The organism is Shewanella inventionis, assembly GCF_019931735.1.
GTDB classification, from domain to species: Bacteria; Pseudomonadota; Gammaproteobacteria; order Enterobacterales; family Shewanellaceae; genus Shewanella; species Shewanella inventionis.
This window is the reverse complement of sequence record NZ_CP082926.1, coordinates 710,751-737,336: the sequence shown is the minus strand read 5'-3', so window position 1 is coordinate 737,336 and position 26,586 is coordinate 710,751. Positions and strand designations below refer to the sequence as shown.

Annotated in this window: 20 protein-coding genes and 4 pseudogenes; 5 read left to right on the top strand and 19 right to left on the bottom strand. The window is 39.6% G+C overall.

Translation table 11 applies throughout. The features are described from left to right. Positions 1-161 precede the first annotated feature (161 nt). The 3 pseudogenes from K8B83_RS03490 to K8B83_RS03480 form a co-directional block, all read left to right on the top strand. Positions 162-1,196: pseudogene (locus tag K8B83_RS03490) on the top strand (DUF4158 domain-containing protein); the annotation flags it as partial. A gap of 137 nt (positions 1,197-1,333) precedes the next feature. Continuing rightward, positions 1,334-3,037 (top strand): annotated as a pseudogene (locus K8B83_RS03485) (DUF4158 domain-containing protein); the annotation flags it as partial. Next, positions 3,004-3,741 (top strand): annotated as a pseudogene (locus K8B83_RS03480) (ISAs1 family transposase); the annotation flags it as partial. The pseudogenes K8B83_RS03485 and K8B83_RS03480, both read left to right, overlap by 34 nt. Here K8B83_RS03480 and K8B83_RS03475 read toward each other — a convergent pair. After that, on the bottom strand, positions 3,716-4,318 hold the full coding sequence (locus tag K8B83_RS03475; protein ID WP_188741288.1) for a hypothetical protein: 603 nt from the start codon (positions 4,316-4,318) through the stop codon (positions 3,716-3,718). The pseudogene K8B83_RS03480 and the gene K8B83_RS03475 sit on opposite strands and share 26 nt — an antisense overlap. Before the next feature lie 146 nt (positions 4,319-4,464). Between K8B83_RS03475 and K8B83_RS03470 the strand changes: the two genes are divergently transcribed. After that, positions 4,465-5,733, top strand: a complete 1,269-nt coding sequence (locus tag K8B83_RS03470) for an IS4 family transposase (protein ID WP_223419155.1) — start codon at positions 4,465-4,467, stop codon at positions 5,731-5,733. Between the two features lie 359 nt (positions 5,734-6,092). On the opposite strand, the gene K8B83_RS03465 is transcribed toward K8B83_RS03470, so the two are convergent. Beyond that, entirely contained in the window at positions 6,093-7,274 is a 1,182-nt protein-coding gene (locus K8B83_RS03465) for an OprD family outer membrane porin (protein WP_223419153.1), read from the bottom strand. Between the two features lie 474 nt (positions 7,275-7,748). Here K8B83_RS03465 and K8B83_RS03460 point away from each other — a divergent pair, with 474 nt between their 5' ends. Next, a complete protein-coding gene (locus K8B83_RS03460) occupies positions 7,749-8,300 on the top strand; it encodes a CueP family metal-binding protein (protein WP_188740414.1) in 552 nt (183 codons plus the stop codon). A 182-nt stretch (positions 8,301-8,482) separates the two neighbouring features. On the opposite strand, the gene K8B83_RS03455 is transcribed toward K8B83_RS03460, so the two are convergent. The 17 genes and pseudogenes from K8B83_RS03455 to K8B83_RS03375 form a co-directional block, all read right to left on the bottom strand. Beyond that, on the bottom strand, positions 8,483-8,926 hold the full coding sequence (locus K8B83_RS03455; protein WP_188740418.1) for a YybH family protein: 444 nt from the start codon (positions 8,924-8,926) through the stop codon (positions 8,483-8,485). 75 nt (positions 8,927-9,001) lie between these two features. Next, entirely contained in the window at positions 9,002-9,898 is an 897-nt protein-coding gene (locus K8B83_RS03450) for a copper resistance D family protein (RefSeq protein ID WP_188740413.1), read from the bottom strand. Between the two features lie 14 nt (positions 9,899-9,912). Continuing rightward, entirely contained in the window at positions 9,913-10,335 is a 423-nt protein-coding gene (locus K8B83_RS03445) for a copper resistance CopC family protein (RefSeq protein ID WP_160056769.1), read from the bottom strand. A gap of 114 nt (positions 10,336-10,449) precedes the next feature. Next, positions 10,450-11,163 (bottom strand): copper resistance protein B, encoded by a 714-nt coding sequence (locus K8B83_RS03440; protein WP_160056767.1) that lies wholly within the window; start codon positions 11,161-11,163, stop codon positions 10,450-10,452. Between the two features lie 11 nt (positions 11,164-11,174). Continuing rightward, positions 11,175-13,193 carry a copper resistance system multicopper oxidase gene (locus tag K8B83_RS03435; protein ID WP_188740412.1) on the bottom strand — a complete coding sequence of 673 codons (2,019 nt, stop codon included), beginning with the start codon at positions 13,191-13,193 and terminating at the stop codon, positions 11,175-11,177. Continuing rightward, positions 13,190-13,705 carry a DUF411 domain-containing protein gene (locus K8B83_RS03430; RefSeq protein ID WP_188740411.1) on the bottom strand — a complete coding sequence of 172 codons (516 nt, stop codon included), beginning with the start codon at positions 13,703-13,705 and terminating at the stop codon, positions 13,190-13,192. Before K8B83_RS03430 ends, K8B83_RS03435 begins: the two co-directional genes overlap by 4 nt. Positions 13,706-13,841: 136 nt before the next feature. After that, a complete protein-coding gene (locus K8B83_RS03425) occupies positions 13,842-14,234 on the bottom strand; it encodes a hypothetical protein (RefSeq protein WP_223419152.1) in 393 nt (130 codons plus the stop codon). A 176-nt stretch (positions 14,235-14,410) separates the two neighbouring features. After that, positions 14,411-17,539 carry an efflux RND transporter permease subunit gene (locus tag K8B83_RS03420; protein ID WP_188740409.1) on the bottom strand — a complete coding sequence of 1,043 codons (3,129 nt, stop codon included), beginning with the start codon at positions 17,537-17,539 and terminating at the stop codon, positions 14,411-14,413. Between the two features lie 2 nt (positions 17,540-17,541). Next, positions 17,542-19,080, bottom strand: a complete 1,539-nt coding sequence (locus K8B83_RS03415) for an efflux RND transporter periplasmic adaptor subunit (RefSeq protein WP_150138785.1) — start codon at positions 19,078-19,080, stop codon at positions 17,542-17,544. Then, positions 19,077-20,510, bottom strand: a complete 1,434-nt coding sequence (locus K8B83_RS03410; RefSeq protein ID WP_188740408.1) for a TolC family protein — start codon at positions 20,508-20,510, stop codon at positions 19,077-19,079. Before K8B83_RS03410 ends, K8B83_RS03415 begins: the two co-directional genes overlap by 4 nt. A 119-nt stretch (positions 20,511-20,629) precedes the next feature. Next, positions 20,630-21,016: a hypothetical protein gene (locus K8B83_RS03405; RefSeq protein WP_188740407.1), complete on the bottom strand. Its 387-nt coding sequence runs from the start codon at positions 21,014-21,016 to the stop codon at positions 20,630-20,632. A 171-nt stretch (positions 21,017-21,187) separates the two neighbouring features. Beyond that, the gene (locus tag K8B83_RS03400) at positions 21,188-21,550 is read right to left on the bottom strand and encodes a cation transporter (protein ID WP_188740406.1); all 363 of its coding nucleotides are present in this window, start codon (positions 21,548-21,550) and stop codon (positions 21,188-21,190) included. A gap of 195 nt (positions 21,551-21,745) precedes the next feature. Beyond that, on the bottom strand, positions 21,746-22,096 hold the full coding sequence (locus K8B83_RS03395; RefSeq protein ID WP_188740405.1) for a cupredoxin domain-containing protein: 351 nt from the start codon (positions 22,094-22,096) through the stop codon (positions 21,746-21,748). A gap of 10 nt (positions 22,097-22,106) precedes the next feature. Then, a complete protein-coding gene (locus tag K8B83_RS03390) occupies positions 22,107-24,353 on the bottom strand; it encodes a heavy metal translocating P-type ATPase (protein ID WP_188740417.1) in 2,247 nt (748 codons plus the stop codon). Beyond that, entirely contained in the window at positions 24,353-24,823 is a 471-nt protein-coding gene (locus tag K8B83_RS03385) for a MerR family transcriptional regulator (RefSeq protein WP_160056747.1), read from the bottom strand. The genes K8B83_RS03390 and K8B83_RS03385 overlap by 1 nt, the downstream gene beginning before the upstream one ends. 120 nt (positions 24,824-24,943) lie before the next feature. Continuing rightward, positions 24,944-25,378, bottom strand: a complete 435-nt coding sequence (locus tag K8B83_RS03380; protein WP_188740404.1) for a DUF2057 family protein — start codon at positions 25,376-25,378, stop codon at positions 24,944-24,946. Positions 25,379-26,036: 658 nt separating this feature from the next. Then, positions 26,037-26,508, bottom strand: a pseudogene (locus K8B83_RS03375) (ISAs1 family transposase); the annotation flags it as partial. Between the last annotated feature and the right edge of the window lie 78 nt (positions 26,509-26,586).

Genomic DNA, 26,586 nt, shown 5'->3' with positions numbered 1-26,586 from the left:
TATCTATCTATTTCATGCTTCAAGGGGTTCTAGGGATTTTCCCCTCTAAAGTAACATAAATCGCCATACTCACGATATCTAAAGGCATACAAAGGTGGGTTACTTCTCCAAAGTATGGCAAATTATGAGGTTAACTACCCCTTAAACTTAACGTAATTCCTATGGCTATAAAAAACGAACTCTCAATTCTTACCAAAGCTGAGCAGCTTGATCTATATTCTCCGCCGCTATTATCACTTGAACAGCAACGATTGTATTTTACGCCAAACGAGATCGAGTTAACAGAGTCGAAAAGTATTCGCCTAAGGAACCACCGATGTTATTTCATTGCTTTATTAGGGTATTTTAAGTCTAAGCCTGTCATTCTTTCACCTAGCTTTAACCTCATCTTTGACGATATGCAGTTTATTTCAACGCAAGTTCAAGGAGGCAAAGGGATCAGGCCTTTCAGCATAAATAAGATGCAACGTGACCGTATATATCAAAGAATACTGAGGTTATTAAACTATCAGAAATGGGACGAAAGTCTGCACTTTGCGCCGTTGTACGATCATCTTGTTATGGTCGGCAAAGCTTGGCTTGAGCCTCGTTATCTATTTGATGCAGCCGCTGAATCTCTAGCAACGCATAGAATTGCCATCCCTAAATATACTGTCTTACAAAAGCTTATCAGTCGTGTTATCCAACAGGTAAAGAAGGGGTTAAATAATAAGCTTCGTATTCATGTTTCATCTGAACTACACGAATTTCTAAATACTATTATCGATGACAAAGATGGGCTCTCCTTAAGCCAGCTTCGAGCAGGTGCAAAAAGCGTTATGGTGACAGAGCTAAAAAAAGAACTGATTGTTTATCATCAGTTACAGCCTTATACAAGACAGATTGATGATGCTGTTAAGGACTTAGCCTTATCGTCTAAAAACCAACAACACTTCGGTGAAATGGTGGATTATTATGGTAGTAAACTAAAACGCTTTAAGCGTCCACAGCAACACCTATGGTTGCTGTGTTTTCTGACTCAACGCATACGGCAAAGCTTAGAGCGACTGACTGATGGTTTTATTCATCATATCCGGAAACAACAAGAAGCTGCGCATGCGTTTGCCCAACAGGCAGTGTTTGATTCATGGAGGTCAGCTGCGGACAATGTCACCAAAGCTGCAGAATTACTCCATCTGTTTGTTGATGACAGTATGGGGTTCTAGGGATTTTCCCCTCTAAAGTAACATAAATCGCCATACTCACGATATCTAAAGGCATACAAAGGTGGGTTACTTCTCCAAAGTATGGCAAATTATGAGGTTAACTACCCCTTAAACTTAACGTAATTCCTATGGCTATAAAAAACGAACTCTCAATTCTTACCAAAGCTGAGCAGCTTGATCTATATTCTCCGCCACTATTAACCCTTGAACAGCAACGATTGTATTTTACGCAAAACGAGATCGAGTTAACAGAGTCGAAAAGCATTCGCCTAAGGAGCCATCGATGCTATTTCATTGCGTTATTAGGGTATTTTAAGTCTAAGCCTGTCATTCTTTCACCTAGCTTTAACCTCATCTTTAACGATATGCAGTTTATTTCAACGCAAGTTCAAGGAGGCAAAGGGCTCAGGCCTTTCAGCATAAATAAGATGCAGCGTGACCGTATTTATCAAAGAATACTGAGGCTACTAAACTATCAGAAATGGGAAGAAAGTCTGCACTTTGCGCCGTTGTACGATCATCTTGTAATGGTCGGCAAAGCTTGGCTTGAGCCTCGTTATCTATTCGATGCAGCCGCTGAATCTCTAGCAACTCATAGAATTGCCATCCCTAAATATACTGTCTTACAAAAGCTTATCAGTCGTGTTATCCAACAGGTAAAGAAGGGGTTAAATAATAAGCTTCGTATTCATGTTTCATCTGAACTACACGAATTTCTAAATACTATTATCGATGACAAAGATGGGCTCTCCTTAAGCCAGCTTCGAGCAGGTGCAAAAAGCGTTATGGTGACAGAGCTAAAAAAAGAACTGATTGTTTATCATCAGTTACAGCCTTATACAAGACAGATTGATGATGCTGTTAAGGACTTAGCCTTATCGTCTAAAAACCAACAACACTTCGGTGAAATGGTGGATTATTATGGTAGTAAACTAAAACGCTTTAAGCGTCCACAGCAACACCTATGGTTGCTGTGTTTTCTGACTCAACGCATACGGCAAAGCTTAGAGCGACTGACTGATGGTTTTATTCATCATATCCGGAAACAACAAGAAGCTGCGCATGCGTTTGCCCAACAGGCAGTGTTTGATTCATGGAGGTCAGCTGCGGACAATGTCACCAAAGCTGCAGAATTACTCCATCTGTTTGTTGATGACAGTATCGACGATAATCAACCATTTGCAACGGTTAGGCAACAAGCATTAAGTGTAATGAATAACCAAGATATAGAAACGCTATGCCTGTACTTAAAAAAGCAAAAACGCACAGTAGAAGAATATCAATGGCAATATTATGATGATCAAAACACCTTACTTGAACAGTTATTAAGGCCCGTGTTTCTATGTCTTGAATGCCAAGCAGGTAAAGGCTCAGAAGTATTGGTGACACAGCTCAGAACCACAAAAACAGAACTATTAGCAGGTAATACATTGCAAACAATGGATAGTACACTTATCCAACAAAAACATCGTCCATGGTTACTCAACAACGATGTTGTTCATCCACAGCGATACGAATGGTTGCTTTACCGTCAACTGGCTTCTCGGCTTAATGGTCGAATTTACTTATCAAACGTCACTAAATATCGTGCGCTAGAAGACGACTTAATTGCATCGTCAATACAGTCTGATCTATTGGCATCGTCAACGTTGGAAAAGCTAAAGCAGCCGATTCAGAAGCTACTGCAAGTAAAACAAATACGCTTAGCAACATCCCTAGAAGATGTTGCTCGTCACATTGATAATGGTGATAACCGCAATGTGATCATGAAGAGCCGAAGTGGCGCACGATGGCGACAGCGCTACACCTCGTTTCGGCCTTTGATACCGAACAAGGTATCGTGCTCTATCAGCAAGATACACAGACCAAAGGTAACGAAATCGCAACGGTTCAAGCGCTGTTGCACATGTTAGACATTAAAGACGCTGTTGTAACCTTTGATGCACTTCATTGCCAGCGGGAAACGCTTCAACAAATCATCAAAGCTAAAGGCGACTATATTGTTCAGGTAAAAGGCAACCAACCTCTACTTAGGCAGGCCATAGAAATGCAGTTCCAACCTCACTGGGATAACGACGGCGTCGACATATTGAGTGTCGAAGCGGATGACAAGGGGCATGGCCGTAAAGAGCGTCGCACGACGTTTCAAATTCCAGCAAAGCTACCGCAGGCGCTCGCAAAAAAGTGGCCATCAGCCAAGTCGCTCATAGCAGTTGAGCGTCAACGAACACTTAAAGGTGTTACCACTATAAATACGGATTATTACTTAAGTTCTTTACCTCTGGACATCGAACTTGCAGCCAAAGCAGTGCGTCAGCATTGGCACATCGAAAACCAGCAACACTGGGTGCTTGACGTCACTTTTAGGGAAGACTGTTCAAGGATTGGTGACCGTGAAAACACGAAGAAAATGGCGCTATTTAGGCGTATCGTGCTGAACCTTTTAGAGCAGCATCCACTAAAAGCCAGTAAACCAACCAAAATAAGAAAGGCAGCATGGAATGGCGATTTTAGGAGCGAGATTTTCTTTGGTTAAAAGATTTAACAAAGCTTAATCCCGCCCTGGAAATTGTAGCGTTGTTGAGACTATCTAAAATTGGACTCCAGTAGTGCTTTCTTTGCTTTGTTACATACTTACCTTTGTTAGTCGTAAGAACTACCACACATCCCTTTCTCTCTTGAATCGCAGGGTTGATATTTACTTTGTAGTTGTTACAACCATAGAAAGATAATGGCTTGTAGTTTCGTACTAAAGTTTCGAATGGCCCAATCACGATTGGAGAGTCTTCTAAATCTTCCATTGTAATGTATATGTTGTTGCCTAGCCTTATATGTATCCCAAAGATTGCTTCAGACTTATCTTTCAGGTTTTGGATGACAATTTGATCAGGATATAAATCATTGTACAAGGCGCTATCAGTGAAAGAAACTGAACCGATAATTTTTATTGAGCGTTTCAACCTATACTGAGCAACAGCAAACCAAACCCCTAAAATGGCTACTAAAAGACTAAGTAATGCACCTATAACTGATACTACAATGCTTATAAACGTCAGAATATTTGAGTCTAAATCTTGGATGTATGGGGCAAGTGCCGTTGAGAAGTTTTCCATTAGTATTTAGAAAGTTGCAAATAATTTAAAAGAACATCATAGACAGGATCTTTAGCGATAACGCTATATTTTAGGTAGAAAAAAGGCCTTATTTATGATCTGATAATTGTCGCCAAACAAACTACCATGAGCAATAAATAAAGCCGATGACGATTATCTCCTTAAAAAAGCAGTTTATGCAATTCTTCAATGCAAACATCCTTCAAAAAACGGCTAAGCGCACGGGGTTTATTCAACGAAATCGGTCTATTCTGCCGGAAATACTGATCCCAAGCTTGATATCTGCGTTGAGTAAAGGCAACTGCCATGCCATTGCAGACTTGCATCGTCAGTTCAATGGTATGTGTTTGACTGAAAATGATAATGTGGCTTACAAGCCCTTCCACAACCAGCTCCGTAAGGAAGCCTTTCCTCATTTTATGCAGCAACTGGTACAGTTAGCTATCGCTCAATTTGCCCGCCAACAATGTGCTCAGCTTCCGAAGAAGCTGTCTTGCTTTGATGATATTCTGCTTCAAGATGGCAGTTCATTTCATGTTCACAAGGCGTTAGCCGATGTCTACCCAAGCCGCTTTAAACGCAATCCTGCTGCGATAGAGTGCCATATGACCATGTCATTACGAACCTTTAACCCGACGGCGATGACGATAACTGCTGATACGGCTTCAGAAAGAGCCTATCTCCCAAAGCCATTTAAGATGAAAAACAAGCTACTTCTGGCTGATGCGGGATACCCTGATTTCGAGTTTTTTGCCGATGTGGAGCGTCATAATGGTTTCTATATTGTTCGGGGTGCAAAGTCACTCAATCCAAGGGTTGTAGAAGCTAAAAATGGCAAGGGCCGCATTCTTCCTAAGCTTGCTGGAATGAAGCTCAAAGACATAACGCGCCGTACCAACCGCACTGAAATTCTTGACCTCAAAGTCCACAGAGGCAAACAGGAGTTTCGAGTTGTAAGACGTTGGTTCGCTGAAGAAAAGTGGTTTTGTATCTGGTTAACAAACCTACCGACAGAGGCCTACTCAGCCGATGATATTATGGCGATTTATCGCTGCCGCTGGCAGGTTGAACTGCTGTTCAAAGAGTTGAAATCACATACAAACTGGCAGAGATTTGCTACCGCGCAAAAAGCGATAGTTGACGGCCTAGTCTGGGCCAGTCTGCTGGCAGTTATCATCAGGCGCAGTACCGCACTTCAGATAATGCCCTCAGTTTCACTGTTCAAAGCTGCAAAGAATGTGGACGTTTGGTTACTGCCTATCTTTGAATGTATCTGTCATCGAGCCTGGTCAGAAATAACAGAAAAGCTAGACTGGGCGATTTGCTATATAACAAGAAACGCTCCAAAGTCACAGCAAAGAAAATCTAAAGAAGACATAACCTTAGATGGGATTTATGTCAGACTTAATGCTTAAGGTCCAGTGTATGAAAAGAACATATCAGTTATTAATGTATAAGTCAGCTATTACTGAGTACTTAATATGACTATAGGGTAGTAAGGCTCGATATCTGTGTATACCCTTCAGATTTGAATAATTTCGCTACTAGTCATTAGTGGTAATTATATATAAAATGTCTTGAGGCAGAAGTGCTTTAGAACGATTTTAACTTTTCAACTTATAACATATGGCGAAGTTCGAAAACACCGTAGACATTGCGAGGTCAGTTCTAAATAGGTGGCCAAATTAACTTGACCACTACAATTTGCAATTAAAACAACATCGTTAGGGAATTAAGCTTTATCAAAAATAAAGTTCGCAATAAATTATAACCGCTAAAAGCTATAAGAGAATTTTGTCCTTAAATCAGTAGCATCTTTTTGATTACTTTCATAATCCAATATTGAAAAATCAACTGATATACCGCAATTAGCTAGTTTACCATCAAATTGATATGCAAGATTAACCGTCCATTCATTTAAATCTTTTCCAACTATGGGATTGTCAAAAGATGTATAAAATAATTTACCTTTAACATTAGAGAGAGTAGTACCTACCCCCAGTTGATACGAATTTGTGCCCGCTTCAAATGCAGCAACTCCCGCAGTTTTAGTAGTTGCAGTAAACTGATAATAAGCTCCTTGACCTATGCCTCTAAAAACTCTATTTTCTCCTTCATTTCCTCCAGCTAATGTATAACCAGCGAAAAAATCTACTCCCCCCTGGCTAAAACCTACTTTAAAGCCCAAAAGATCATTATCAACTAGTTCATTTTTATCCCACTTAGTTTTGTAGTACTGCATCGCAATATAACTTTTAAAGTTAGTTGGCAATGTATACTCTACATCCGCATAGAGTGCTTGGACTTCATTTATTACATTTGCGTACTGTGAGTTAATTTTAACTTTTTTAGCTATCCGTTTATTAACTTGTGCGAAAAAGACGCCATCATTGCCTATTTTATAAAAGTCGCCAGGGGAACCAGAACCATTATAATCAAAATCAACAAATTCATTATCAACATAAAATGATTTATCTGTTCGAGTCTGATATTTAGTCACATAACCAATCGAAATATCAGTATCCTCAAAATGACTTGAAGACACCTGATACATTTCAAAAGACTCTTTTATTAATCTTGAACCTGAGTTAGCGATCAAGGGTGATGAAAAGTGTTGCCTACCTCCAGAAAACACCGTATCACCAAACTGATACCTCAAAAAAGCTTCCGATAATACAAGACCTTGTGCGTTTATACTGCCCGCAGTTCTATCATCATCATCATTGATGTTACTAACGTATGATCCCTGTACTTCTCCTCCCAATTTAAACCCATTAAACTCTGATGTATTAAAAGTAACATTACCACCATTCACCCAAATCGAGCTATTCTCTGCATTTGAATCGTCAAAATCTTGTTCGAAATAGTACGATTTCGCTGTACCTCCAACATTACCATTGTGTATCCATTCAGAAAAACTTTCAATATCACCATTAGAGAATGCATTATTACTCATTGCTAATAGCACCAAAACATATTTATTATATTTAAACATACAAACCTTATTAACGTTAAGTTACAAATAAGAAACCATATTAAGTAAAACTAAAACTAAAGATAAACAAATAAATTACAAACCCAATCGATAATACAAACTAGAGCATTTTTAACAGTGATCTATTTCACAACAAAAAATATCAAACCGACATAAACATTAATTTAAAATAAGACATAGGTTTAAAACCCAAGTTTAAAACTTAGGTAGAAAAATTAAAAAAGACGCAAGTTTAAAACCTGAGTTACAAACCTAGGAGAATAGAGCGTTAAAGCATATATTTAAAAAACAAAAAAACAAACGACCAAAAATATCAGGCCGATATCAATAATGTTAATTAGATCAATATATATAAAACCACAAACGTTACAATAAAAATAAGCGAGGCACGTTTAAATAAAAATATTTTATACACTATATAGGAAAACTCAGACCATGATTAAAAAACACATTCTATTAGCACTTATAGTTGCATTTTCAAGTCAATCATATGCTACAACGATAGATTCTGAATCATTCAAAAAGTTAGATTACAAAAGTGCTGTCACGACAGCTCATACACTATACAAAAATAATGATGGGATAATGATAAAAGTTCTACCCAACAAAATAGTTGCAACTTTCGCAGATGGAAAAAGTAGTTCTGTAGCTATACCAAAAGATCAATTCTTTCTTTCAATAGCTCCTTACATTAATAGTTCTCATCCATGTACTAATCATGTTTTAACAGGTTGTACCGGTGAGATAAAAAATCAAGTAATGAAAGTTGTCATGATTGATACTGATACAGGTGAAACATTAATAGACAAACAAGTCACGACACAACGGGATGGATTTATAGACTTTTGGGTTCCAAAAGATAAAAACTTAGCATTCAATATTTATCATAAAGCAAAAGACGGAAGCGAAAGAGTGGCGAGAGAGGTACTGTCTACTTTTAATAACGATAGAACTTGCATTACTACTATGCAACTTATTGAAATTTAATACTTTAATTCAAAATTAACATAAGACTGGAGTTATTCCGGTCTTTTTTTATATAAAAAAATGGAAATCCTTTTCCATAAAATATCATGCATTAACATGATCTGAGTCTTTGTGGTTTTCTTGGGAGCACCTACAAAGAACCTCAAGACAATCCCTTATCTGGTTGATGAAATTTTTATTAGTTACGACCAGTGCACGTGGGTTATTTTCCAATGACCATCCGCTTGTTTAATTAACACAAGCGTTTCCATGGTCATTGAGTCAATACTTTTACCTTTATATTCACCTTGGGCGTGACTTATTGACGTTGAAATAGCAATGTCATCTGTAATCGTTACTTGGTGTTCTTTTGGCGTTATGGTTAACCCTTTTAAGTAGGCCATATCTGCAAGCATGTGATGATTGGCATAATCCGTAAGTGAACGTTCTACTTTTCCACCTTCATAAATTTGCACATTGACAGCTAATGACTGCCTGACAATAGCCTCATTGCCCGTTTGTAATGCAACATGAAATTGTTTGACAACATTACCCGCGGCGGAATCAACACCGATAAACGCTTTTTGTTCTATAGGGTGAGTTTCATCACCATGGGCAAAGCTCAATGAGCTTTGTCCTGCGGACATCAGTAATATCCCGGTGGTTATGAGTATTGTTAAAGGTCTATTTTTCATTTTTATCTCTCTGTCAATTTATAGTGATTATCCAAGACTCATAGGACCAAGCACGCTCGAAAGTACCGCTGTTGTCGCTAATATCAGTACTGCTATTAATGCTTCTAATCCAATCGATTTTTGTAGTTTTTGTTTTGCAAATGATGGAGGCGCAATCGTTAATTTCGGTACTAAAACCAATTTATGCCATGCTGCTATAAGCAAAATGATAGCCACCAAACAGAGCTTGATGGTGACCGCGATACCAAAATCGGAACTGAATAATTCAGTGGGGCTATCAAACAACATCCACACCATTCCCATGCCTGAGAGCAACACAAGAATGACAATCACTATGCCTAAACGACCAAATGTATCCATGACATTTTTTATGACGATGTTGTCATCGGTGCTACATAATTTCCATAATGGATAAAAAGCGCCTATCCAACTGCCAATGATCAACACGTGTATCAATATCAAGCCTTGAGCAATCAATCCTAGTTCAGTGCTATGGCCAATAAAAGTAAACGTGACAGCAATTAACAGACTGCTGATAATGGCTAATACCGCAGAAAACTTTTTGATATAGCGGTTCTTATGTAACAGTAAACCACTAGCCACTAGCATTAACCCAAAACCGATTAAGCGCCAAAGCACAGTTTGCCCTACCTGGGTTGGCCACAGAAAAGCATGCATCTGCGCATCGAACATTCCCATCAAGCCGTTTTCAGCAAAAGCCCCTATTTGCGCAAAATAGTTGATACTAACGGCAATCAACCCCAAAACAGCACCTAGGCCGGTATATTTTGTAACGCTAATGCCGAGGTTCGGTTGGCCCTTAATGAGATATTGCATCAATGTGCCGCCAATAACGGCGGCAACACTAAGATAAATAACCCATTTAGATATCAACACCGATATGTCAAACACGGTTAATATCATGTTTACTCATCCACTTATTGATGTGCAGTGTGCTCGCTAGTCTCATGCTCCATTGTCATAGGCGTTGCACTGCGAGTGTTCATACCAGAGTTATGTAGCATAAAGCTCATGTTGCCTTTCATCTTATGACCGTCGTCACCCATGATCATCCAGTTAACTGTGTAATTAGCTGCGTTTAATGCTGGTAGGGCGAATGAAAATTCAGCTTGACTGGCCGCACTTGAAGGTAATGTTAACGGTACGCTTTGCTGCTTCTCATCTTGCATTGTTAATTTGACCAAACGTACCGGAGCCGTAAAGGTCAGTTCAAGCGTTGTTGGGGCTTGACTTAGCATGGCACCGTTAGCGGGCATAGAACTGCTCAGTCCGACATGAGCAAATGCTGAAGCACTCAGGAATAGACTTGTTACGACTAAAACGTTGTTAAATAATTTCATGATATTTCCTTTTATATTGTTTTTAACGATCGAAAACGGTTTACATAAATGATTAAATATTGGCTGAGCTAACATATTGGCACCAAGCTTATAACTCAGTGTACGAACGAGGTCTTAGAACCACGCTCTAAAACCAATAACAAACTGGGTTTCTTGTGTATCTTCCCCTTCATTTCGGCTGTATTCGGCGGTATTACCGAGTTTCTGACGCCAATCCACACCGATATAGGGTGCGAACTCTCTAACAATCTCGTATCTCAATCGCAGCCCTGCACTGACGTCAGATAAGCCAGAGCCTATTCCAAGTTCAGCATCGTCCTTACCAAATAAATTAACTTCTACTTCAGGTGTGAGTATCAACTTTTGAGTGATTAAGAGTTCATATTCCGCACTCAAGCGCATAGCCGTACGGCCTTGGTCACCTATAAATAAGGCCGCGTCAATATCAAAGAAATATGGCGCTAACCCTTGAACCCCAATCACAGCCCAATTACGAGTCGGCGTCGGTTTGATATCGGTTTTAATACCGAATTGTACATCCCAGTATGGTGCGATGGGCTTACTGTAAAGAGCCTGAATTTCAAGATCTTGCTTATCACTATTTGAATATTCACCTTCAGTTTTAAGCCACAACTTATTCAAATCGTAACCTAACCAGGCTTGTGCACTAAACTGGGTGGGATCTTGCGGATCCACGCCTTTTTCAAATTGATCCAGCATGACTTTTGTTAATAGAGGGTCATCATTACCGCCGGCAAACACAGCTGAGCTAGTCAATGTGGCGCTCAGACTCAACAGTCCCAAGGCCATTAAATTCGTTTTATTCATCTGTATTCCCCTTATTTCACCACGACTTTTCTGAACATGCCTGGCATGTGGAATAACAAGTGGCAATGATATGCCCATTGCCCTTTTGCATCGGCGGTGACTAAGTAACTGATCTTAGAACCCGGCTGAACTAATACAGTGTGCTTACGGGGAATAAAATCAGGGTCGCCTGTCTCTAACTCACTCCACATACCATGCAAATGCATAGGGTGAGTCATCATCGTGTCGTTCACTAAGGTGATCCGCAGTCTTTCTCCGTATTCAAACTCTAATGGCGCGGCGTCCATAAATTTCACCCCATTCACAGACCACATATAGCGGTTCATATTGCCGGTTAAATGCAGTTGAATTTCGCGGCTAGGTTGGCGTGTGTCGTAGGTAGGATGTAAGCCTTTAATGTCGCCATAAGTTAATACTTTGCGGTTAAATTGCTGTTGATGGTCACGCAATCCAATCCCGGGGTCGTGTAAGCCACTTTTTGGGGCATCGGCACGCATATCCACTTGTGGGCCGAACTCGGTGTCAATGTGTTTAATTTCATTGTTACTGCCAAAGCCTGCAAGCCCTAGTCCTGAGACTGTCGCTTTCGCAGCGTCCATTGCCATTTTGCTGTGTTCCATCCCTGACATATCACCGCCACCCATAGCCATCTTGCTGTGATCCATGCCTGACATATCACCGCCGCCCATAGCCATCTTGCTGTGATCCATGCCTGACATATCACCGCCGCCCATAGCCATCTTGCTGTGATCCATGCTTGGCATATCACCGCCGCCCATAGCCATCTTGCTGTGGTCCATGCCTGACATATCGCCGCCGCCCATGTCCATTTTGCTGTGGTCCATACCTGACATATCCATGTCACTCATATCCATGCCCATATCACTGTGGCCAAGGACAGGCCTTGGATCCATTGGGGGAATAGGAGCATGTAAACTGGGATCTGAGGTAAGGTTACCTACCGTAAAACCGGTGCGGTCGATACTCTGAGCAAAAATACAATAGGCATTATCAACCTCTGGCTCAATAACCACATCATAGGTTTCAGCAACACCGATTCGAAATTCATCCACAGACACCGGTTGAATGTTCTGACCATCACTGGCAACAACAGTCATTTTAAGACCCGGTATACGCACATCAAATATGGTCATCGCTGAACTATTTATAAAGCGTAAGCGCACTTTCTCACCTTGTTCAAACAACCCTTGCCAGCCCTGTTGCGGAGGATTGCCATTCATTAAATAGGTGTAAGTTGAACCCGTAACATCAGATATGTCTCTGTCACTCATGCGCGCGTTATTCCACATCGAACGAGCGTTCCACGTATTGGCTAAGCCATTTTTATCTACGTCAGAGAAAAAATCCATTACCGTACGCTCACGGTAATTATAGTAATCGGCTTGTTTCTTTAATTTGGCATAAATGTTTTCAGGGGCTTCGTCAGACCAATCAGACAGCATGATCACATAGTCACGGTCATATATGACCGGATCGGGGGTCGCTGGATCAATCACAATCGCGCCGAATAAACCGGTTTGTTCTTGATAGCCTGAATGACTGTGATACCAATATGTGCCACTTTGCTGGACGGTAAATTGATACTCAAATGTTTCACCGGGTTTAATGCCATCAAAGCTAAAGCCAGGCACACCGTCCATTTCGGTGGGTAAAATAATACCGTGCCAGTGAATAGAACTATCATGGTCGAGGTTATTTTTTACTCTTAAGGTGACTGTTTCACCTTCTTTCCAGCGCAATAACGGCGCGGGCAGCAATTGGTTGACCACAGTGGCCCGAGCAGATTTCCCGGTAAAATTAACCATTTTATAGTCAATTGATAAGTCAAACACTTTACCAGAAAGCTGGCTCAACGATTGGCTTAACGCATTGGCAAAGGCATTTTTAGGGAAAGGGATCGACATCAATGCCAACATGGCGGATGCACCAAACACAAAGCGGCGTCGGCTGTTGTTGGGTTCACTGTCTGGCGTTTGAATAATGGGTTTTATCATGTATTGAGATTTCATTGTACAGACTCCTCAAGAGAATTTACTTGGGCGTAAACCTGGCTACTACCATCTTTTTTCAACAGTAAGACTTGATATGGCATAAATTTATCTTGGTACTCCATACCAGGGCTGCCCACTGGCATAGCGGGTACGGTTAAGCCGATAGCATCTTTAGGAGGGGTGGCTAAAAAACGACTAATCAATTTTGCAGGGACATGCCCTTCAAACACAAAACCTTGAGATGACACTGCGGTATGGCAAGATTGCATTGAAGCAGGAATGCCCTTTGACTGTTTAAACTCATAAAGGTTGTTAATATTGTGGGCACTAACACTAAATCCACGCTCACTAATATGCGTTAGCCATTTCTCACAACAGCCGCAATTAGCATCTTTATAAACGGTGAGTAATGGCTCCGTAGTGCCGGGCTCTGCTGCACGGGCAATTAATATCCCTCCCATAGTTTGCAGAATAAAAATAGTACCTATGACACGAAAAAAACGAATAGAATTGCGATATAGAGCAGACATAATATTGCCTCCAAATCAAATTTCGTCACATTAAACAACGCGGTTTAATGTCAGTTTATTAACCAAAAGGTTAAAAAATTGAAACTACATGATTGGCTAGGACAGCTAGCAAAAAAAAGGCGTAACTGTGCCTATGTTAGGCAAATATTGGAGGACGGTATAAAGATGAAAAATACTGAGGCATTAGTGCTGAGGTAAACATTGTTGCAGCATTAACAAAGCTGACTTCTGATTTAAGCATTGGCATCGCCATAGTTAAAGCGACTGATAAACATGATCCGACAGGACAATGGCACGCTTGGGCGCAGCAACTATCATCCGCATCATCACTCATATCCATGTTCATGTTCATATCCATGTTCATGTTCATTTGCATACTAGCGTCATGACATGCTTTGCCATTTTCAGCAGGCATATTTGAAGTCGTCATTGAATTCATTGGCATAGTACCAGGCATAATCACAGACGCAAAAGTTTGACCGACAAACGTCAGTAAAACAAACATCATGATTAAGTGGATTCTACGCAAAATATATCTCCAATGATTATCAAATAATAGTAGTGAAAAATACTGCATTTAGCAATGAAAATTTATTTGAAAAACATAATTTAATGAAAATAAAAAAAATATGATAAAAATCAATCCAATATAAAATAACGATGCAATTTTTTATCTGCATCGTTATCCTAATCAACTAAATATTATCATTCCTCATGTATCAATTTAGTACGACGCCATAAAAAGAATACAACGGGGACAATTAATAGTGTCAGTATGATTGCACTAACCATTCCGCCGACCATTGGTGCAGCAATCCTACTCATCACCTCGGAACCGGTTCCAGTACCATAAAGGATAGGCAATAATCCAGCTATGATTGCTGCTGCCGTCATCATTACAGGACGTACGCGCATACCTGCACCTTGAATAACAGATTGAGTCAACTTTAGTTCATCAAATTTTTCTAGCTGCTGTGAACTATGATCAATCGCTTCTCTATAGGCTTGGTTTAAATAAACAAGCATAATGACGCCGATTTCGACAGCGACACCCGCCAATGCAATAAAACCGACTCCTACTGCAACTGAAAAATTAAAACCTTGTATATACATTAACCAAATACTGCCCACCATGGCAAAAGGCAATGTCCCCACAATAATTCCAACTTCAACAACATTGCGGAAATTCATGAACAATAAAATAATGATAATAAATAAAGTAAATGGTACTACGTAAGTAAGCTTTGCTTTAGCTCTTTCCATATACTCATATTGACCAGCCCAAGTAATAGAGTAACCGGCGGGTAATATCAATTTATCATCCACAACTTTTTGTGCTATATCAACATAACTACCAATATCAACATCCTCAATATCAATGTAAGCCCAACCATTAAGGCGAGCATTTTCACTTTTGATACCCGGAGGTCCATTTTCAATAATAACGTCCGCAACGTCACCCAAAGAAATTCTCAAACCTTGCGGAGTCACTATAGGCAATAAAGCTAATGCTTCAGGTGAATTGCGATAATCCTGAGGATAGCGTAGGTTAATGGGGTATCGCTCTAACCCTTCAACGGTTTGTGAAATACTCATACCACCAATCGCTGTGGCCACAACCTGTTGAACATCCGCTATATTCAAACCATATCGAGCAGCATTCTCACGCTGGATATCAACTTTAATATAACGTCCGCCTGCAACTCTTTCAGCATAAACTGACGAAGTCCCCTTAACATCTTTAAGGATTTCTTCTAACTGTTTACCAATTTTTTCAATTTCCTTGAGATTAGGTCCAGCAATTTTAATGCCTACAGGTGTTTTGATCCCTGTCGCCAACATATCTATTCGGGTTTTAATTGGCATTACCCATGCGTTAGTCACACCTGGTAACTTAACTAATGAGTCTAGTTCTTGTTTTAAACTCTCTGTAGTCAGGCCTTCTCTCCACTCGCTTTTGGGCTTAAGTTGAATAAACGTCTCCACCATTGTCAGAGGTGCAGGATCCGTTGCGGAGTCTGCTCGACCAACCTTACCAAATACAGTTTTAACTTCGGGCACAGTGTAAATTAACTTATCCATTTGTTGCACTAATTGGCGTGCTTTACCAATAGAAATACCAGGGTAAGTTGTCGGCATGTACATTAAATCACCTTCATCTAATGGAGGCATAAATTCACTACCAATTTTATTTAGTGGCCACACACCAATCAACAACACAAATAATGCAAATAACAGCGTTATCTTCGGAAACGCCAGTACTTTTCTCAACACAGGCACATATACTGCTGTTAAAAGTCGATTAACCGGGTTTTTGTGCTCAGGAAGTACTTTTCCGCGAATAAAGTAACCCATTAGCACTGGAACTAATGTTATAGCTAACGCTGATGACACAGCCATTGCGTACGTTTTAGTAAACGCAAGCGGTGAAAACATCCTTCCCTCCTGTGCTTCGAGGGTAAATACCGGTAAAAAACTAACAGTAATAATCAGTAAACTAAAAAATAAAGCAGGGCCAACTTCGCTGGCAGACCGAGCTACAACCTGCCAACGGTTTTCTGGCGTCAATGGCGTTCGTTCCATATGTTTATGCATATTTTCAATCATGACAATGGCGCCATCGACCATGGCACCAATTGCAATTGCAATACCGCCTAAAGACATGATATTGGCATTCAAACCCTGCAAGTGCATAATAATAAATGCCGTTAAAATACCAACTGGAAGGCTAACAATCGCCACAAGTGATGATCTTACATGCGCCAAAAAAACCATACAAACTAAAGCAACAACTAAAAATTCCTCTAGCAGTTTAAACCCTAAGTTTGATACGGCTCTCTCAATTAAGCCACTGCGGTCATAAACCGTCACAACTTCCACGCCCTCAGGAAGGCCCTTTTTTAATGTCTCTAATTTAGCTTTAACGCCATCAATTGTTTTTTGGGCATTTTCACCAAATCGCATCACAATAATGCCACCGACCGTCTCACCTTCACCGTTTAGATCAACAACGCCACGTCGCATTTGCGGTCCAGTCCCGATATCCGCAACATCTTTTAGCAGTAATGGGGTGCCATTATTGTTCACGCCTAATGGGATATTGCCGATATCCTCTTTATTCTCAAGATACCCTGTAGCACGAACCATATATTCAGCTTCTGAGAGTTCGACAACAGAGGCACCAATTTCTTGATTACCACGGTTAATCGCCATTTGAATAGCATTTAAAGGTATACCAAAGGCACGCAACTTATCAGGGTCAACCTTAATCTGATACTGTTTAACCATCCCCCCTAGAGCGCTCACTTCAGAAACCCCTGGGACAGTTTGTAATTCATACTTTAAAAACCAGTCCTGTAGACTGCGTAACTCACTAATATCGTGTTTACCGGTTCTATCTACGAGTGCATATAAATATACCCAGCCCACACCTGTTGCGTCAGGTCCTAATTGAGGCTTTGCATTATCAGGTAACGTTGAAACGACTTGGCTAAGATATTCCAACACACGACTACGAGCCCAATATAAATCGGTTTCTTCATCAAAGATGACATAGACATATGAATCACCAAAAAAAGAGAATCCCCTGACCGTTACCGCACCAGGCACAGACAGCATAGCCGTAGTTAAAGGGTAAGTGACTTGATCTTCAACTACTTGTGGGGCTTGACCTGGATAACTTGTTTTAATAATTACCTGAACATCAGATAAATCAGGCAAAGCATCAATAGGGGTATTTTTAAGTGAAAATAAACCCGCGCCGACGAGAATTGCACTGGCGAGCAAAACAAAAAATCTGTTTGCTACAGACCATCGTATTATTGATTCAATCATGGTTATTCTCCCATCTCCATTCCTGAATGATCTGCTTGATGTGTTGTATTAGATACATCATCAGTAGCTTTGGGATTGTGTATATTTACCACTTTGACCAAGCCGTCTGATGTTTTTTCTAATTCAATATGAAGCACAGCACCAACGGTAAATACAGAGAAATCCACACTGTCATCAACAGTAAAGTCCATGGTCATTTGTGGCCATTCCCATTCACTGACAGCTTGATGGTCCACATTAATCATTCGATGTGCAGCCATTAAGCTATTTACTTTTGCTTCTACCCAAGCCGTTTCTGGAGTGATGGCTTGAATATTTTCTTGCTCATCGTCAGGTGCTCTCATACGTTTAAGGTCAGAGGTTTTATTTGATTCAGAATCCAATAGGAATTGTGCTGACGAGACAACAACATCTCCGTCATACAGGCCTGATTTTATTTGAATTTTATCATCATCGAATCGCCCTAACGTTACTGCTACAGATTTATATTTACCTTCACCGAGGGCAAGTACTACTCGGTCTGAGTTTCCTGTTCTAATCACTGCTTCCCTTGGTAGCAGTAATACATCCTCATCACTTCGTGTTTTTATCGACACTTGTGCAAACATATTCGGTTTTAATGCAGCATTGGTATTATCGAAGCGCAATCTCACTTTTAGCGTTCTTGTTTTACTATCTAATGCGGGGTAGACATAATCGACTTTTCCTTGCCAAGATTGACCAGGTAAATAATCTAATTTCATTTCAACTTCTTGCCCAACTTTAACCATGTTTGCTTGACGTTCAAAAACTTCAGCTTCAACCCATACTTGTGTTAATGAACCAATTGAAAACATTGTCATACCCGGTTTTACAAACGAGCCCTCCCTTACATTCAAATTATCAATAACACCACTTTGATCAGCATAAAACGTAATATTTTGTTTGACTATTCTATTTTTTCGTAACGCTTTAATCTCCTCGCTTGGTATTAATAATGCTTTCAACCGAGCTTCAGAAGCTGTAATCAAACGCTGATCATTTCGATTTAAAGCTAATAACATTTCTTCTTGCGCATTAACTAAAGCAGGAGAATAAATCGAATATATAGGTTGCCCTTTAATAACCGGATCACCAGAAGCTTTTACATAAAGTTCTTCAATCCATCCTTCGACTCTTGGATTAATATGAATAAGTTGATCTTGATCATATTGAACATATCCAACTGTTTTAATGCTTGTTTGTAGTGTGCCAAACGTTGCTACGGATGTCCGCATACCAAGTTTATTAATCACTGCAGGTGATATTTTAACGGCACCAGGTCCAAAATCTGTCGAATCGGTGCCATCTTCGTATACAGGTATAAGATCCATACCCATTGGTGATTTCCCTGGTTTATCACTACGATAATTAGGATTCATAGGTGCGACCCAATATGATGGCTTAGCTTTTGCGCTGTCCTCTGAAGCTATTTCATTCTTCGGTGTATATAAGATTGATGCACTAATACCAGTAAGAATACCGATAACTAATATGCTGATCATTTTTAAATTGTTGTTCATTTTACTTCTCCATCAACATAAGATTTATGTAAGATGCTAACTGGACCCACATTGGGGGTAAAAAAATAGTTCAATTGAACTTTAAGTTTCTGTAAATCAACGTTAATAGCCAAAGCATCTAATTGAGTATTCAATTGAGCAATGAGGGAGCGAACGACTTCAGCGAAATCTCCCTTATCATTCGTGTAAGCCGTTAATGACGCATCTGCTTGATCTTGCATTTGAGGTAATAAAAAATCGTTATAGAGTGTCTGACGTTGTTCCAATTTAAGAAATTGCACTTTCGCAGTACCGTATGACGCCATCATGTTTCGAAGCAGTAACCACTTTTCTGTTTTAATTGACTCTGACTGAGAAATAGCGGCTTGAACTTGCTTATCTTGCTTTGAAGAAGTAAATATTGGTAAATCAAAACTCACACCTATTGACAACAAATCATCGCGAGAATTACCCATAGGATCATCGCCTCGATAACTATATCCAGCATTTACACCCCATTCAGGCTTATACAATTGCTTTGTTAACTCGACACCTTTTCGGCTTGACTCAATTCTTTGCTCCAATGCTGAAATGAGTGGATGAACAGAGAACGCTTCATACAGAGACTGTTGGTAATGTTGGCTATTTTCCTCATCGAAATAAAGATTAGGATTCGTTAGTTTAATTTGAGGAAGTATATTAGGGACGGTAAACGTCGAAAATAACAGCTCATAATCTTGTTCATGACCTATTCGATATTTATCAACAAATGCCTTACCAACCCATTCAGATAATTTCTGTTTAAACATATCTTCTTGCTGAGCCAAAACAGTCAGCTTATCTTCGAGACGGGTCACCTCTAACTGAGCACGAATGATATCCTGCTGATTAGATTTAACTAAAGCAGATGAATATCCTGCTTTTGCGACATCAGATAATTGTTCGAATAAGTTCCGATTACGCTCAATCAGTGCAATACTCTCTTGCGTTTTATATATATCAAACCAAATTTGAGCGGTGGTGACACTTAACTTAGCTCGTCTATCTTGTCTTAAAAATGGGTATTGCTCAGCCATTAACTCAAGTTGTTGTTTGCGTAAACTTAAGCTATCACCACGGGGAAACATTTGAGTGACACCAATGTTCAATTGAGTCATTGCTTCTTGTCCAAAATCAAAAGTGTTAATGGACAAATTCGCTAAACCAACACTGATTTTTGGATCTGGTAAGGTTCCTGCCGCGATACTTTCAGATTTAATAGCATCTTGTTGATATTGATTACTGACTAACCAAGGATCGTTCGTCTGAGAAAGATAAACCGCTTCTTCCAATGTTAATTTTTGTACTGGTCCTGCCGCATATACCGCAGCACTCATTCCAATAGAAAACATCACTACTATCAGAATAGATTGAGTGTATATATCACCCAACCTCTTGTAAATTAAAGACATAAAGCCTCCAAATTAGTTACCTACATTCGAATTAAATTCGAACAAAGTAATATCTTGTTAATTTATAAAAAAGATAAACGCATAGAAAAACGAGCGAAATTTGCTCAAAACTTTCCTATCTAACAAGAAAATATTGGAGGACGATATAAAGAAGAGTTATATTGTGGAGTCGTATTTTGAGTTAAACCTGATATAAAATGACTCAAACTTGAAATAGTGACTGACTGAAAAGTATCCATTTCAAGGGCAATTGAAAAACAAGTACCTATCGGACAATCACATTGACTATCACAACAGTCAGGAATGTCAGTGGTAGATGTTTTAACGGTATCGACATCTGATGTTAATTGGTGATGGCAAGCGTTAGTCGCAGCGATATTAACAGGGTTTGATTTACTTAACATTGAATTCATATCAGAGGGGCATGGCAAAATCACAGACGCAAAGGCTTGATTGACAAATGTCATCAAGATAAGCATCACTGTAATAATTCGCATACGACTCAAGATAAAACTCCAATATAATTAGTTGTATTAATGCTAACTTAACTTTACTAAATAATCATAGTTAACTGTAATATTTTTTACTATAAACTACTAATACTTGACGTAGATCACACTTCAAAAGATCTCACTAATAAGGTAATAATTACCGATAAAAAAGATCTTCTAATTTTCTTAACTGGTCTTGGTTCCTGGAACTTTATGGCAACAATGTGGTTGATGTTTTGCGTTATCTTTTATGTTTTGATCCACAAATTGATAGTAATTTACCTTTATATAGGTCCACCAATCATTATGAGTATCAGCACCATGCTTTCTGATAACTTCCTCAATATTTTCTAAATTGATATGACTGACATCATAGGTAAGATAAATAACTTCCGATTTTTCATTATAAGTCACGTCATCTATGCCAAACAGTTTGACTATATCAGTCTGTAATGTTTCTAAATTTTGATTATCAACTCCAGTTAATCTTAGGTTTCTGACAACTAAAGTCGCTTCTTTAACGCCCGGTCTATGTTCACAATCACTCATAATCTCTCTCTTAATCATTAACTCATCATTTATCTGAAGTTCTAGATAAAATGGCCAATATTCTAACCTAGACCGTAAACAGCTTAGGTTAGAATCAAAATATTGATGGCAAAGTTAAAAATGCTCATTTTAATACTGCTATTATATGCATCACTGATACCAAAATATTGAAAAGTACGCATAGATATCTAGTGTTTACTCAACAATCAATACACCCTTATACATTTGCATCTGGCAATGAAATGGATACTCACCTTTTTCCAGTGCCGGTAAGGCTATCGTCGTCGTTTTATCCAGCGCTAAATCTTGGCTAATCTCCAAGTCTGGTAGCAAGACAGTGGCTGAACATCCGGATTTATCTTGGCGTAAAAAAGTTATCTCTGTTGGTGTATTAGCCGAAATTTTAATTCGTGCTGGCGTATACACACCGTCTTTAACCAGTATCAATGTACTAGCGTCAACACTAGAATCGTTTGTCGGTTTATATAGCCAAAACCACCAAATGATAAAACCGATTAATGCGATACACAGTAAATTAATTAACATATTGAAGCTCCTAGTGTTCTTTGGCTTTAAACAAACGTAAACGGTTAGCGTTACTCACTACGGTAAGTGATGAAAAGGCCATCGCAGCGCCAGCAATCACTGGATTTAGCAAAATACCAAAAACAGGAAAAAGCACACCTGCTGCTAAGGGAATACCCGCGACGTTGTATATAAACGCGCCAAACAAGTTTTGTTTAATGTTGCGCAGCGTTGCTTTACTAATGGCTATCGCATCGGCTAAACCATGAAGTGATCCGCGCATTAAAGTCACATCAGCGCTTTCTATCGCCACATCAGTGCCTGTTCCAATAGCAAAGCCAACATCGGCTAACGCTAATGCGGGGGCGTCATTAATCCCATCGCCAGTCATGCCAACCACTTCATTTTGTTGCTGAAGTTCAGCTACTTTATTGGCTTTATCTTCTGGCATGACTTCTGCGAAAAAATCATCAATACCAACTTTTTTAGCCACTGCTGCGGCGGTCGCTTTATTGTCCCCGGTTAACATAATCACTTTGATGCCATTGAGTTTCAGTCTCGCAATCGCTTCAATTGAATCAGGCTTTATCGGATCTGATACCGCAATAATGGCCAGTAATTGCCCTGCAAGCGCTAAATACATTGGTGTTTTTGCATTTTCAGCTAACACTTGAGCCTTAGCTTCGTGAAGGCCAATATCAATGTGTTTGTCTAACATCAGTTTTAAATTACCAAATAGTAATGTCTGGCCATCCACTTCAGCTTCTACACCTTTACCTGAAATGGCATTGAAGTGCTCAGTGTCAATGGCTTCTATACCTCTATCATTCGCACTTTCTACAATGGCTTGCGCAAGTGGATGTTCGGAGTGACTTTCGATTCCAGCAGACAAGGCAAGTACCTGTTCTTCACTGTCGGCATTAACCAAAATAATATCTGTAACTTGCGGTTTACCTTCAGTAATGGTGCCGGTTTTATCTAATATCATGGCGGTTATTTTAGACGCGGTTTGCAATGCTTCACCGTTACGAATAAGCACCCCCGATTCAGCTGCCTTACCAACGCCAACCATCACTGACATTGGCGTTGCGAGACCTAGCGCACAAGGACAAGCAATAATTAATATTGTTGTTGCAGACACGATGGCAAATACACTTGACGGCTCAGGGCCAAAATTAAACCACACCATGGCACTGACTATAGCGATAATCATAATGGCGGGCACAAAGTAAGCGGCTATGACATCTGCTAAACGCCCAATCGGCGGCTTAGAGTTTTGCGCCCGTTTGACCATACTAATAATGCGAGCCAGTGCGGTATCCTTACCTACACGAGTGGCTTTAAATATGATTGAGCCTGATTTATTCAAGGTGCCAGTGACCACATCGTCACCTATCACTTTTTCAACAGGCATTGGCTCACCGGTCAACATTGATTCATCAATGGTGCTGTTACCTTCAAAAACCACCCCATCGACTGGAATTTTTTCGCCAGGGCGAACTTTTACATGATCATTAAGTAATACATGAGCAATATCGATGTCGAGGTCTTTCCCATCACGGATAACCCGAGCAGTTTTAGCTTGCAAACCAATGAGACGCTTAATCGCTTCAGAGGTTTTACCGCGCGCTTTAACTTCTAGTGCTAAACCAAGATTAATTAAACCAATAATCATTGCGGTCGCTTCAAAGTAAACATGTCTTGCCATCTCGGGGAACAATTGTGGAAATGAAACAATCAACATCGAGTAAACCCAAGCAGTACCGGTACCTAAGGCAATGAGGGTGTCCATATTGGCATTATGGTTTAAAAATGATTTCCAAGCGCCGATATAAAAATGCCTACCTGATATAAGCATAATTGCCAGAGTCACCACACCGACCAGTCCCCACACAGTTTGCTCTAATAGGGTTGATACCGTCATTTCGCCAATAAAAAGTCCATAAATCATCAACGGGATACCGACGGACAAGGCGATAATGGTATGGCGTAATAAACTTTTATAATGTTGTAAATCAGCCTGTTCTTTCTCGTTCATGGCATCTTCTGCCGACTCAGCCTGTATTTGAGTGGCATTATAACCAGCGCTTTCTACTGCTTTTATAATCAACTCGGCAGATGCGTTACCCGAAACAAGTACTGTTCTGTCGGCAAAGTTCATTTCGGCCGAATCAACGCCTTGCACGTTGTTAATCGCTTTTTCAATTTTGCCAACACAACTCGCGCAACCTGCGCCGAGGATATTGAGTTGTATTGTAGTATGGCCTGTTTTAGTCATCACTTAATCTCCATTGAAGCTTTATCAACATAATGGGGAACTCCTAATTCTTCTGAAACTATATCCTCTTGATTTGTATTCTCTATTAAATGGCAAATCATGTTTCCTGTGGGTATGTTGTCAGGCATTTGAGACCAATCTTGTATCGCCTTAGAAAGCTTACTTCTTAATTGCACCATTTCGTTGAACTGTTGCTCAGTTTCAAGCAGCTTTACTTTAATTAATTCGCGTACAAGTTGACATGCACTATCCCCAAGATCAGTCTTAGAAAAAATAACTTTAATATCTTCGACAGAAAAGCCTAAATTTCGAGCACTCAAAATAAATTGCATCCTCACCATATCTTTATGGTTGAATGTTTTATAACCATTATTGGGAGATTTGCTTGGATTGAGTAATCCAATTCGAGTATAAAAACGCACAGTATCAGCGGATACACCCAATTTATTAGCGAGTTGAGCCACTTTCATACAACCTCCAAACCATCATAAATAACTACGATAGTTCAACTATAACTCTGTGTGTAACACACAGCTCAAGAAGTATATTAGGTATTGATAGGGCGCTATGATAGCGCCCTATTAATCCAATTAATGATTCATCATTTTACTGTGTTGTTTCATAATGATAGACATTAACTCTGCATGGTTAACCAGCTTAACTGATTCGCCTTTTAAGCTAGCCGTGTCTATTGTGATCTGAGGGGAGTCGATAAATTTGCGAGCAGATTTTGTAGTGAAAATATCCTTAGCTCTAACCTGAATATCTTCGTTCTTAGTTAAATTCAAACTCCAATATAATGCATCAGATTTTACAAAATTAGTATCATCTGCTCCCGTTGAAAAAACGTCAAAAAACTGAAGTTCAAGTAAATGTTGACCAGGTTCAATGTCAATCTGCCCCTTATTAGTCACAGACTGACCATCAACTGAAGTAAAAACAAGATAATCAGGTAATGTAATAGTAGCAGCCATTGAAGCTGTACTAGCTAAAGATAAAAGTGTAATTGCGATAAATTTTTTCATGATAAACTCCAGATGCTTTATGATGCTCATAAGTAAACGAGCAACGAAAATCTTTATAAATTAATAGTAAGTGATTAATTAAAATAAAGAATTAAGCAATTGGAGGGGGATTTTGACTTCCAAGCGAAGCCGGAGTTGATATCCATAAAGTTGAGTTAACTTTAGAACTTGTGAATAGAGCATTAACTAAATTTGAATCTGATAACAAAACAAATACATTAGCGACTGCATGGCAATGGCTAATACAGTGGCTTGAATCTTCGGGACAACAGTTATCAGTATCATCACAATCATTGTCCATCGTAACTGAATGTGACATAGAGCTAGTTTGCATACTTGATTCAGACATTTCGCTAGACATAGCATTATTTGGCACTAATAACTGTGTTATTAATGTCAATATAACTGCTAAATTTAGCAAAATCTTAATCATGCTATTATACTCAATTTAATCATATGGACTACGTTAGCAAATTTTAGAATCAAATTCCATGATGTAAGTCACAATCCTAGGTCTATTAAGATATTCAACTTACAATTATTAAACTATTCAATGAATCCTTACCCTGACATAACACTGGGGAGATGCAGACCTGGGCGGGATATGTGCTCTGTACTATGTAGATATGCCCAAGGGATATTGCAGAGAGCACAGGACTCAGGGCCACCGCATGAGTATTTTATTTGTAACCGAGCTACTAAATCCAGTCTTTAATACTACTTTAAGCATCGATGGATTCATCATGCATCGCTTTTGTTTTCTAACAATGCTTATCTTCGTCGGCTCTGCTCCTAACATATTCAAGCTCATATGATGCAGGCATGATAGATTTTCCGCCCCGTGAGCATTGTATATCAGACATACATCCTCACTCATACTGACATCAAGCACCCAGCGCATCGATTCTATGCCCTAATGTTCTCGAACGACTATCGCTGCTTGTTCGGCAATTAACGCCTCAGAACTAATATAATAACGATACTCCAGCTCGATTGGTTTTCCTTTCTCAAGGCGACAACTTTCAACCATAACGTTTTTTTAACCTTTTCCACTTTGAAAAGTCACCGACTAAGTTTTTACTATCAATAACATAGCGCTGGCGACATTCAGTTCACCCATGACCGTGCTCAATTGCAGATTTGTCCGTATTGGACCAGCGGGGGCATTTGAACGAAAACCTACGGTTTTGAATCCTGTGGCACCCTCG